Here is an 11,020-nt window from a genome sequence, read left to right as displayed (position 1 = left end):
GGCCGTCAGCAACATGAAGAAGAACCGCAAGCTCGCCAAATCCATCGGTGATGCGGGCTGGGCCGAGTTCGTGCGCCAGCTCGAATACAAGGCCCGCTGGTATGGCCGCGAGGTGGTCAAGATCGACCGCTGGCACCCGTCGTCCAAGCGTTGCAGCGACTGCGGGTACACGGCACAAAAGATGCCCTTGAACGTGCGGCAATGGACGTGCCCCGAATGTGGCGCGAACCACGACCGGGACGTGAACGCCGCACGCAACATATTGGCCGCCGGACGGGCGGTGTCAGCCCGTGGAGAAGCTGTAAGTCCTGTGTCTCGTTGAGGCATGGGCGGGGTTCTGTGAAGCGGGAATCCTCGCCATTCATGGCGAGGAGGATGTCAATTGCCAACATCATCAAGGGAACCACATACTCGCGCCAAACGCTGGCAAAGTTGTGGGGCTACTCTGGTTTCAATGCCATAGCCCGCGGTGTCGTTACGCCGCGCGAGGACAACAAGATTGTGCTGTTTGTAACGGAGCAAAAGCAGACATCGGCGATGCAGTACGCCGACCGTTTGCACGGCAACACGCTGGAATGGGAAGGGCCTACCGACCATTTTGCAGAACAGCGCATGCTCAACAGCGACCTCAGCGGCGACGAAATCCATCTCTTTTACCGCCAACGTCACCGCATGGACTTCACGTACTACGGTCGGATCCGAGTGATGGATCAAGTGCTAAAAGTTGATTGCCCCAGCCGTTTTACGTTCAAGCTCATGGAGTTCCAGCGGAGTTGACCCCACCACAGATGCCGCCAACATCCTCAAGCGCGGCACTTCAAGGGCGGATGTACCGTGGGTGTTCAACGCGCCCGACGTTGTTGTATTTTTGCCTAATTTCGCACCCAAACAGGCAATGACTACGGGCTGGGCCTGTATTCCTGTGCAGAATCAATCCATCCAACGATGTCCGCAAGGACTTTGGGCCACCCTCGACGCGGTGGCTTTTTTTTGGCCGCTCGATATAACAAGACCAAATAACCAAACAATTTTTCAACATTTTATTTTTGATGCCAGACGCGGCACAATCCGCCCCTTGCCACCGCGTGTGGCCCCCTGTTTTTCTGCATTCACAAGGCGAACTCCCCATGAACACCACCCGTACCTTGCGCGCCGCCGTGTCGGCCCTGGCTTTGGCTGCCGCTGGCGTGGCATCGGCCCAGACCACCAGTTTGCTCAACGTGTCGTACGACGTGTCGCGCGAGTTTTACAAAGACGTGAACACCGCCTTTGTGGCCCATTACAAAAAAACCACCGGCAAAGACATCAAGGTCGATCAATCACACGCGGGCTCCAGCGCACAGGCCCGCGCCGTGGCCGATGGCCTGGAGGCCGACGTGGTGACCATGAACACCACCACCGATGTGGACTTTCTGGCCGACAAAGGCGTGGTGGCCAAAGACTGGCGCAAACGCTTTGCCAACGATGCCGCGCCCACCAGCTCCACCATGCTGTTTCTGGTGCGCAACGGCAACCCCAAGAACATCAAGGACTGGGACGACCTGGCCAAACCCGGTGTCAAGGTGGTGCTGGTCAACCCCAAAACCGGCGGCAATGGCCGCATGGCCTACCTGGCGGCGTGGGGCTCGGTGCGTGCCAAGGGTGGCACCGACGCCCAGGCAGCGGAATTTGTGGGCCAACTGTACAAAAACGTGCCGGTGCTGGCCCGTGGCGGGCGCGATGCCACCGGCATCTTCTTGCAACGCAACATGGGCGATGTGCTGGTGACGTTTGAGTCCGAAGTGGTGTCGGTGGACCGCGAATTCGGGGCGGGCAAGGTCGATGCCATCCACCCCAGCAGCAGCATCGTGGCCGAAAACCCCGTGGCCGTGGTGGAGCGCACCGTTGCCAAAAAAGGCAGTGCCGATACCGCCAAGGCCTACATCAACTTCCTGTACTCCGACGAGGGCCAAGAGATTGCCGCCAAGCACAACATCCGCCCCAGCAACCCGGCCATCCTCAAAAAATACAGCACCGCCTTCAAGCCCATCAAACTGTTCACCGTGAACCAGTACTTCGGCTCGTTGGCCGAGGCGCAAAAAGTCCACTTCAACGACGGTGGCCAGTTCGACAAGCTCTACACCACAGGCAAGTAAAGCATGGCGGCCATACGCAAAGTGTTGCCCGGCTTTCAGCTGACGCTGGGCTACACGCTGTTTTACCTGTTGCTGATCGTGCTGATTCCGCTGTCGGCGCTGTTGTTCAAAACCTTCAGCCTGACGTGGCTCCAGTTCTGGGACGCGGTCACGTCGCCGCGCGTGCTGGCCTCGTACCGGCTCACCTTTGGGGCTTCCTTTCTGGCGGCGCTGGTCAACGTGTTCACCGGCTTGCTGGTGGCCTGGGTGCTGGTGCGTTACCAGTTTCCGGGCAAAAAGGTGGTGGACGCGCTGGTTGATTTGCCGTTTGCCTTGCCCACGGCGGTGGCCGGTATTTCGCTCACCGCGCTGCTGGCGGGCAACGGCTGGATTGGCCAATACCTGGAGCCCATGGGCATCCAGCTCGCTTTCAACCCCAACGGCGTGGTGATTGCGCTGATCTTCATCGGCCTGCCGTTTGTGGTGCGCACCGTGCAGCCAGTGCTCGAAGACGCTGAAAAAGAACTCGAAGAAGCCGCCACCTGCCTGGGGGCCACGCGCTGGCAAACCTTCCGGCTGGTGATTCTGCCCTCCATTGCCCCGGCGCTGCTGACCGGCTTTGCCATGGCGTTTGCGCGGGCGTTGGGCGAATACGGCTCCGTCATCTTCATTGCGGGCAACATGCCGATGGTGTCGGAAATCACTCCCCTCATCATCATTGGCAAGCTGGAACAGTACGACTACGCCGGTGCCACCGCCGTGGCCTCGGTCATGTTGCTGTTCTCGTTCATCTTGTTGCTGGTCATCAACGCGCTGCAAGCGTGGCAGCGCCGCCATTCGGGAGCCCCAGCATGAGTGCGGCATCGTCCAAAAAAATCTCGCGCGTGCAGGCGGGTACCACCGAATCGGCCTGGGTGCGCTACCTGTTGACTGGGCTGGCGCTGCTGTTCATGGCACTGTTTTTGGCGTTGCCGCTGGCCGCCGTGTTTACCGAGGCCTTGCGCAGTGGCCTGGATGCCTATTGGGACGCGCTCCAAGACCCCGACGCTTGGGCCGCGATCCGCCTCACGCTCATCACCGCCTTGGTGGCGGTGCCGCTGAACCTGGCCTTTGGCATTGCCGCCGCGTGGTGCATTGCCAAATACGAGTTCAAGGGCAAGGCGTTCTTGACCACGCTGGTTGATTTGCCGTTTTCGGTGTCGCCGGTGGTGGCGGGCTTGATTTACGTGCTGGTGTTTGGCGCACAGGGCTGGTTGGGGCCGTGGTTGGCCGAACACGACATCAAGATCGTGTTTGCGGTGCCGGGCATCATCCTGGCCACGGTGTTTGTCACTTTTCCGTTCATTGCGCGCGAGCTGATTCCGCTGATGCAAGCGCAGGGCAACGACGAGGAACAGGCCGCCATCGTGCTGGGGGCCAGCGGCTGGCAAACCTTCTGGTACGTCACGCTGCCCAACATCAAGTGGGGGCTGATCTACGGCGTGATCCTGTGCAACGCCCGTGCGATGGGCGAATTTGGCGCGGTGTCGGTGGTGTCGGGCCACATTCGGGGCCAGACCAACACCATGCCGCTGCACGTCGAAATTTTGTACAACGAATACCAGTCGGCAGCGGCGTTTGCCGTGGCCTCGTTGCTGGCGCTGCTGGCGCTGGTCACGCTGGCCATCAAGAGCGTGGTCGAGTGGCGACACGAACGCGAACTCAAGGCCAGTGCCAACTTGCCGCCCGAACCCGTACCGGGCCACTGAACCGCAGCGACGAAAGTTTTGTATATGAGCATCGAAATCCGCAACGTCTCCAAACATTTTGGCGACTTTCATGCCCTCAAAGACATCAACCTGCACATCGACTCGGGCGAACTGATTGCGCTGCTGGGCCCGTCGGGTTGTGGCAAAACCACGCTGCTGCGCATCATTGCCGGGCTGGAAAGTGCCGACCAAGGCTCCATCCTGTTCAGCGGCGAGGACACCACCGACGTGCATGTGCGCGACCGCCAAGTCGGTTTTGTGTTCCAGCACTACGCGCTGTTCCGGCACATGACGGTGTTTGAGAACGTGGCTTTTGGCCTGCGCATGAAGCCGCGCAGCATTCGCCCTACCGAGGCCCAGATCAAGCAAAAAGTCCACGACCTGCTCAAGCTGGTGCAACTGGACTGGTTGGCCGACCGTTACCCGTCGCAACTCTCGGGCGGGCAACGCCAGCGCATTGCCTTGGCGCGCGCGCTGGCGGTAGAACCCAAGGTGCTGCTGTTGGACGAACCCTTTGGCGCACTCGATGCCAAAGTGCGCAAAGAACTGCGCCGCTGGCTGCGTCGCCTGCACGACGAGCTGCACGTGACTTCCATCTTTGTGACCCACGACCAAGAAGAGGCGCTGGAAGTGGCCGACCGCGTGGTGCTGATGAACAAAGGTGTGGTGGAACAAAGCGGCAGCCCGCAGGACGTGTGGGACCACCCGGCCAGCCCGTTTGTGTACGGCTTTTTGGGCGATGTCAACCTGTTCCACGGTCGCGCCCACGAAGGGTTGCTGCACCTGGACGGCGTGGCCATCGACACCCCCGAACACGCGGGCGCGCAAAACGCCCAAGCCTTTGCCTACGTGCGCCCGCACGATTTGCAGGTGGAACGCTACACCCCCGGTGCCAGTGGCATTGTGGCGGTGCTGGAGCGCGCCATCGTGGTCGGCCCGATTGCGCGGCTGGAACTGTTGCCGGTCGATGCCGACGTGCCCAGCGGCCACGACCCGCTGATCGAAGCCCAAATGGCCGCCGAACGCTTCCGCGAGCTGGGCTTGGAGGAAGGCGAACGCTTGGTGGTATCGCCCAAAAAAGCCAAGGTGTTCCTCAAAACCTGAGCACCGTCACGCTGGGGGCGTGCGGTCAGATTGTGCGGTGGTCTGCACGGGTCAAGGGCGGGTCTTTAGAATGTGCCGCTGCGTTCATGCACACAAAACGTGCGTGGCACTTTGACACCAACCCATCTTTTGCACATCACACCCATGAACAACCTCAAAATATCCGCCCGTTTGACCATACTGGTCGCGGTGGTGTCTGCGTTGCTGTTGCTCGTCGGTGGCGTGGGGCTGTACGGCATGGGCCAGACCCACGCCAGTTTGGAATCGGTGTACCTCGACCGCGCTGAACCGCTGGGCCACCTGTACCACGTGGAGCGGTTGTTGCTCAACAACCGCGTTCACCTCAACAACACCATCTTGACCAATACGGCAGAGAACAACCGGGCCAAGACCGAGGAAATTCGGCAAAACGTTGGTCTCATCGGCCAGTATTGGGACAAATTCTCGGCCAGCCGCTTGACACGCGAGGAAACCGCGCTGGCGCAGGAATTCCAGAACGCCCGCCAGCGTTACTTGTCCGAATTCTTGCAACCCGCTTTGGCTGCCTTGCAAGCCAACGACATGGCCGCTGTGCAGCAACTGTTGCTGCAACAAGCGCCGCAGGTGTACCCGCCCATGCACAGCAGCTTGCTCAAGCTCACCGAGCTGCAAATCAGCGAAGCCCGCAACGAATTTGGCCATTCCGAACGCACCTTTGGATGGGTGCAGAACCTCTCGATTGCCATGATTGCGTTGGGCGTGGCGGTGGCGGTGGTGTTGGGCCGTGCCTTGAGCACAGGCATCACCCGTTCGCTGGAGCAAGCGGTAGATGTGACGCAAGCGGTGGCTCAGGGCGACTTGACACGCACCATCCAAGTGCAGGGCAACGACGAAGTGGCCACGCTGATGCGCGCCTTGGTGGGCATGCAAGACAGCCTGATCCGCGTCGTCAGCACCGTGCGCCAGGGTGCGGAAGGCGTGGCCAACGGCAGCCGCGAAATTGCCCAAGGCAACCAAGAGTTGTCGGGCCGCACCGAGTCGCAGGCCAGTTCGTTGGAAGAAACTGCGGCTTCGATGGAAGAACTGAGCTCGACCGTCAAGCAAAACGCCGACAACGCCAAACAAGCCAACCAGTTGGCGCAAAGTGCGTCCAACGTGGCGGCGCAAGGCGGGCAAGTGGTGGCGCAGGTGGTGGATACCATGCGCGGCATCAGTGCGTCGAGCCAAAAGATAGCCGACATCATCAACGTGATCGACGGGATTGCGTTCCAAACCAACATTTTGGCGCTGAATGCGGCGGTGGAGGCGGCCCGCGCGGGCGAACAAGGGCGCGGCTTTGCGGTGGTGGCCAGCGAAGTGCGCAGCCTGGCCCAGCGCAGCGCAGGCGCAGCCAAAGAGATCAAAGAACTCATCAGCGACAGCGTGACGCGGGTGGACAACGGCAACGCGCTGGTGGAGCAAGCGGGCCAGACCATGAGCGAGGTGGTGACGGCGATTCAGCGCGTGACCGACATCATGGGCGAGATCAGTGCGGCGAGCCACGAGCAAAGCGATGGCGTGGTGCAAGTGGGTGCGGCAGTGACGCTGATGGACCAGAACACGCAGCAAAACGCGGCGTTGGTGGAGGAAATGGCGGCGGCGGCCAGCAGCTTGAACCAGCAAGCGGCCAACTTGGTGCAGGCCGTCAACGTGTTCCGGTTGCAGCCGGGGGCCACGGCTGTGGCAGTTGTACCGGCACCTGTCAAAAAAGTACAGCCCGCTGCTGCATCCAGCCCCAAACCCAAGGCCACCAAGGCCCCAGCCCCGGTGGCGGCGGCACGTTCATCCGCATCCGCCGCGCCCAAGGTGGCCACGGGTTCCAAGACCGTGGCCCCGCCGCCTGCGTCGGACGACGGCTGGGACACGTTCTAACGGGCTGGTTGTTATTGCGGCTGGTGCTGCACCGCCATGCCCGCCCAGCTTTGGCTTACGGGCATGATCTCCAAGCTGTTGACGTTGATGTGCGCGGGTTGGGTCATCAGCCAAAAAATGGTTTCGGCAATGTCGTGCGGTTGCAGCGGGTTGGCCCCGGCGTAGGTGGAGTCGTAGCGGGCTTGGTCGCCATGGAAGCGCACCAGCGTGAACTCGCTTTCGCACAGGCCCGGCTCCAAATCGGTCACGCGCACGCCGGTGCCCGCCAAATCGCAGCGCAGGTTGTGCGAAAACTGGCGCACAAACGCCTTGGTGCCACCGTACACATTGCCCCCGGCGTAAGGCCATTTGCCCGCCACCGACCCCACGTTGACGATGCTGGCCCCACTGCCGTGGGCGATCAGGCGCGGCAACAACATGCGGGTGGCGTACATCAGCCCCTTGACGTTGGTGTCCACCATCGTGTCCCACTCGTCCAAGTCGCATGTTTGTGCGGGCGACAGGCCCAGCGCCAGCCCCGCGTTGTTGACAAGGCCGCGCAAGCGGTCAAACGCTGGGGGCAGGCCGTCCACGGCGGATTGCATGGCGGCGCGGTCGCGCACGTCCAGCACCAGCGGCAGCACCTGCGTCTGTGCCGACAGCTCGTGCGCCAGCGCCTCCAGCCGCTCGGCACGGCGGCCTGTGATGACCAGTTGCCAGCCCGCAGCGGCAAAACGGCGCGCGCAGGCCTGGCCAAAACCCGACGTAGCGCCGGTAATGAATACGGTGGGGGCGGGTGAAGTCATGTTGTCTCCTTGTGCATGGAGGATAGAAAAATTGCCCCCTATTTTGCCGTTCTACAACAACCGTTGCTGCAAGGTGGCTTCGGTCAACGGGCGCAGCCGGGCGTAGTCCAGCAACTCGGCCAAGTGCGCGCCTTTGGCCTGCCATTCCAACACCACGGGTTCGGCCAGCAGCACGTAATGCCACGGCAGGTTCTGGCGGTGTTGTGGCTCCAGCGCGTTGATGCGCTCGCACCACGCCAGCGCCGCCTTGAACTTGCGTTGCACGTTCGGGTGCGTTATTTGCTGTTGTGCTTTGGTTTCGGCCAAGTAGATCGCGTGTTCTGTGCGCACCAAAAAATCGGGCGAATAAAACGCGGGCAAACCATCGTCTTTGACGTAGCGCAAGCGGGCAAAGGGGTGGCGGGTTTCACTGATTTTGCAAAACGCTTGCACTTGTGCATCGGCTTGCGCCCAGTGGATGAAGGCTTTTTCCAGCCCACCGTGGCGGGCCGACCACCCCAGCCGGGTGTAAATGCACTTGCTCACGGGCACCGAATGCGTCTCGCGCACCGTCAGGCGCGGCGCTTCGCTCAACCAACGGGTGTGTACCTCGGTGTGGCCGCTGGCGTGGTGTTGTTCCGATTCCAGCAACGCCACCGCAAACACTTTGGTGATGTGGTCTACCACCGGCTGCAACAACAGCAACCGCCAGTTTTCATCTTCCAACGGGTTGAAGGTCTGGCCGAACAGTTGCGTCCAGATGTAGTCGTCGAGCCAGCCCGTCAAATCGGCGGTGTGTGCTTGCCAATACGGTTGTGCCAAGTGGGTGGCCACCTTGTTGCCTTTGGGCAGAGGTGTGTTCAGTGCTTGGCTGATGCGCCGCGTCAAGCGGGCCAAATAATCGTTGTACCCGCCCACGTTCATCACCGCGCCGTTGACGCGGTAATCGCCAAACAGTGTGGCGCTTTGCAGGTCTTGCGACACAAAGGTGTCGCCCTTGCCCAGCAGTGCGCGCAAACCGTCCACCCCCAGCGCGGTAAACGGGGGCAGGGCGGTCACATCGGGCGTGGCATGTTCCCGCAGTTCGTCGGCTTCTTGCACAATGAACGGGATACCGAAATCAAACGCCTCAAACCCATCGCGCAACTCTGCGGTCATCACGTCGCCTGCGGCGTTGGTCTGGTCGCTGGCCTCGGTGCTGGTGCTGGCCAGCCCTTCGCGTATCAGGTCGTCGTAAAACGACTGGAATGCTGGGTGTTCCACAATGGAAAGCACGTCCAGCAAGCTGCCCGGTTCTTGCCCCGCTTGTATGCGTTCGCGGTTTTCGCGTTTGATGTCGGCGTAGTCCGCTTCGCGCCACATCAGGCGCAGGCCCCGGCCTATGGTTTGTTCCAGCAGAATTTGTGCTTGGCTGGAGCGCAGCGGCACGATCACGCAGATGTTGTTCACATCAAAGCCCTCGCGCAGCATCAGCACGCTCACCACCACGCGGGGCGTGGGGTGCTTGTCCACGTTGAACAAGCGTTCGCGCACGGGGGCCCAGTCTTTTTCGCCCAATTCGGCCTTTTTGCCGGAGTCGATGCTCATTACTTCGTCGTCGTGCAAGCCTTCTTGCTCTTGCAAAAAGGCGGCCACCAGCGGCGATACGGTGGTGTCCTCGCACACCACCAGCATTTTGGGGTGGCGTGTGGGGTCGATCTTGGCAAAGTCGGCCTCCAGCTTGCGCAATTTGGCCAGCCCTGCGCGCAGCATCACGCGCTGGCCTTCGCTCAGGGTGGGTTGGCCTTGTTCATCGCGCTCGGCCTTGAACTCCAGCGGCAATGCGCCAATTTCTTTGCGCCTGTCCAGCACCAGCGACTTGACCAAGCCCAACCGCATGGCGGTTTTGAGGTCAAAGTCCGTGATGATGTGCGCAAAGTACAGCTTCTTTTTGTGCTTGCCCGTGCCCACGTCGTTGTAAGGTGTGGCCGAAAAATCCACCTGCACAAAACGCCGCCCTTTGGGGGCCGCAATGCGCGTGAGGCTTTTTTGCCACTCCACTTCGGTGGTTTCGCCTTCGCGCTTGAAGTCGTGGATGTGGTGTGCCTCGTCGTTGAACACCATCAACTCGGGCAAACCGGCCAAAAACTCCAGCACGTTGCCGCGTGCGTAGCGTCGGTCGAGCACGTCCAGGTTGTTGCCGGTGGCGCGGCCCGGCATCAGGGGCAGCACTTGGGCCACCACCTCGTGCGCGTCCAGCGGTGCGCCGGGGGCGTGGATGTCGGGCACCTCGTCGGCAGCGGCATCGCCTTCGGCCAGCAAGTGCCAGTTGGTGATGGCCACCATGCCGTTGCCGGTGGCCTTGAGGCCAATCTCGGGCCTGGCGCACACGTTGCCGCGCACAAAGGCAAACACCGCGTCGCGTTGCGCTTCGGGGATGAACAGATCGGCAAAACGCGCCACGTCGGAGCTGGCAAAGTCCCGCACTCCGTTGCCGCCCGGCACCAGTTTGCCGCAGAAAGCGTCCAGCAGGCGCTCGTACACAATCAGGCCCGGTGCCACCACCATAAAGTGGCGGGTAAAGCGTGCGTCGTCCAGCCCAGCGGCCAAAGCCGCGTTTTTGTTGAGCAACTGCCACACCAGCAGGGCTTGCATCACCCAAGTTTTGCCGGTGCCCGTGGCCATTTTGAAGCAGTATTTGGGGTGCGCGTGTTTGGGGGCCGATACCTCGGCCAGCCGCTGGCCCACCAGCAGCGCATCGGGCGCGGCTTGTTGGTAGAGGTCTTGCAGGGTGGCGCATTGCAACACCTCGTGCGCCACGATGGCGTTCAAGATGGCTTGCTTTTGCCCCGCGTGGAAATTGAGCCCGCCACGGGTGGCGGTTTGCTCGTCGCCAAACCACCACAGCAACAGCTCGGCGGTGGTGGGGGTGACGAGTTCCAGCACGTCTGCCGCGCCATGCTCCAGCCCCAGGCACATGGCTTGCGTTTTGGCGGTCAGGGCAGCGGCCAGCGCCAAGGGGTTGTGGGTGTCAGACATACAAATTCCTCTCTGCTTACCATGTGATGAATGTGTTGTTTACGATGGCGACATGATTCAAAATTTTTCTTGTCTTGAAGCAAACCTTCCCCCCATCCACCCCGGTGAATTTCTGGCCGAAATTCTGGAAGACTTGGGGTTGACGCAAGCCGCCTTTGCGCGGGCCATTGGGGTATCGCCCATGCGTGTGTCGCACCTGCTGCACGGCGAACGCCCTGTAGGTGCCGAAATGGCCTTGCGTTTGGGCCGTGCCCTTGGTCAGTCGCCGCAGTATTGGCTGAACTTGCAAGCGGCCTACGACCTCAAAACTGTGAAGGCACACCATGACCCAGATTGAGCGGCAAGCCTCGGGGTTCAGCCCGAGGTTCGAGCGATCGGGCCG

At 61.3% G+C, this 11,020-nt stretch carries 10 protein-coding genes; 8 read left to right on the top strand and 2 right to left on the bottom strand.

Annotated elements, in window-relative coordinates; genetic code table 11:
• The 7 genes from CON76_RS08485 to CON76_RS08455 all read left to right on the top strand — a co-directional run.
• Nucleotides 1-322 (top strand): RNA-guided endonuclease TnpB family protein (locus CON76_RS08485; protein ID WP_145995395.1); only part of this gene is annotated, 322 nt, incomplete at its 5' end.
• A gap of 53 nt (nt 323-375) precedes the next feature.
• The gene (locus CON76_RS08480) at nt 376-777 is read left to right on the top strand and encodes a hypothetical protein (RefSeq protein ID WP_145995394.1); all 402 of its coding nucleotides are present in this window, start codon (nt 376-378) and stop codon (nt 775-777) included.
• A gap of 350 nt (nt 778-1,127) precedes the next feature.
• Nucleotides 1,128-2,135, top strand: coding sequence for a sulfate ABC transporter substrate-binding protein (locus CON76_RS08475; protein ID WP_101102928.1), 1,008 nt, complete (start codon nt 1,128-1,130; stop codon nt 2,133-2,135).
• A 3-nt stretch (nt 2,136-2,138) separates the two neighbouring features.
• Nucleotides 2,139-2,969 carry a sulfate ABC transporter permease subunit CysT gene (cysT, locus tag CON76_RS08470; protein WP_101102927.1) on the top strand — a complete coding sequence of 277 codons (831 nt, stop codon included), beginning with the start codon at nt 2,139-2,141 and terminating at the stop codon, nt 2,967-2,969.
• Nucleotides 2,966-3,862: a sulfate ABC transporter permease subunit CysW gene (gene cysW / locus CON76_RS08465; protein ID WP_101102926.1), complete on the top strand. Its 897-nt coding sequence runs from the start codon at nt 2,966-2,968 to the stop codon at nt 3,860-3,862. The genes cysT and cysW overlap by 4 nt, the downstream gene beginning before the upstream one ends.
• Before the next feature lie 24 nt (nt 3,863-3,886).
• Complete coding sequence (locus tag CON76_RS08460; protein ID WP_101102925.1) at nt 3,887-4,966, top strand: sulfate/molybdate ABC transporter ATP-binding protein; 1,080 nt, start codon at nt 3,887-3,889, stop codon at nt 4,964-4,966.
• 144 nt (nt 4,967-5,110) lie between these two features.
• The gene (locus CON76_RS08455; protein ID WP_101102924.1) at nt 5,111-6,856 is read left to right on the top strand and encodes a methyl-accepting chemotaxis protein; all 1,746 of its coding nucleotides are present in this window, start codon (nt 5,111-5,113) and stop codon (nt 6,854-6,856) included.
• A gap of 11 nt (nt 6,857-6,867) precedes the next feature.
• On the opposite strand, the gene CON76_RS08450 is transcribed toward CON76_RS08455, so the two are convergent.
• On the bottom strand, nt 6,868-7,641 hold the full coding sequence (locus tag CON76_RS08450) for an SDR family oxidoreductase (RefSeq protein ID WP_101102923.1): 774 nt from the start codon (nt 7,639-7,641) through the stop codon (nt 6,868-6,870).
• 51 nt (nt 7,642-7,692) lie between these two features.
• The gene (locus CON76_RS08445) at nt 7,693-10,638 is read right to left on the bottom strand and encodes a DEAD/DEAH box helicase family protein (protein ID WP_101102922.1); all 2,946 of its coding nucleotides are present in this window, start codon (nt 10,636-10,638) and stop codon (nt 7,693-7,695) included.
• Here CON76_RS08445 and CON76_RS08440 point away from each other — a divergent pair.
• Entirely contained in the window at nt 10,577-10,975 is a 399-nt protein-coding gene (locus CON76_RS08440; RefSeq protein ID WP_338063685.1) for a HigA family addiction module antitoxin, read from the top strand. The two genes, CON76_RS08445 and CON76_RS08440, sit on opposite strands and share 62 nt — an antisense overlap.
• Nucleotides 10,976-11,020 lie beyond the last annotated feature (45 nt).

Source organism: Macromonas bipunctata (assembly GCF_002837135.1).
GTDB classification, from domain to species: domain Bacteria; phylum Pseudomonadota; class Gammaproteobacteria; order Burkholderiales; family Burkholderiaceae_C; genus Macromonas_A; species Macromonas_A bipunctata.
The sequence above is the reverse complement of the archived record's forward strand: the minus strand, read 5'-3'. Positions and strand labels throughout refer to the sequence as shown.

Coding starts and splice junctions, on each gene's coding strand:
- CON76_RS08480 (WP_145995394.1), top strand. CDS start 376: ATGTCAATTGCCAACATCATCAAGGGAACCACATACTCGCGCCAAACG.
- CON76_RS08475 (WP_101102928.1), top strand. CDS start 1,128: ATGAACACCACCCGTACCTTGCGCGCCGCCGTGTCGGCCCTGGCTTTG.
- cysT (WP_101102927.1), top strand. CDS start 2,139: ATGGCGGCCATACGCAAAGTGTTGCCCGGCTTTCAGCTGACGCTGGGC.
- cysW (WP_101102926.1), top strand. CDS start 2,966: ATGAGTGCGGCATCGTCCAAAAAAATCTCGCGCGTGCAGGCGGGTACC.
- CON76_RS08460 (WP_101102925.1), top strand. CDS start 3,887: ATGAGCATCGAAATCCGCAACGTCTCCAAACATTTTGGCGACTTTCAT.
- CON76_RS08455 (WP_101102924.1), top strand. CDS start 5,111: ATGAACAACCTCAAAATATCCGCCCGTTTGACCATACTGGTCGCGGTG.
- CON76_RS08450 (WP_101102923.1), bottom strand. CDS start 7,641: ATGACTTCACCCGCCCCCACCGTATTCATTACCGGCGCTACGTCGGGT.
- CON76_RS08440 (WP_338063685.1), top strand. CDS start 10,577: ATGGCTTGCGTTTTGGCGGTCAGGGCAGCGGCCAGCGCCAAGGGGTTG.
- CON76_RS08445 (WP_101102922.1), bottom strand. CDS start 10,638: ATGTCTGACACCCACAACCCCTTGGCGCTGGCCGCTGCCCTGACCGCC.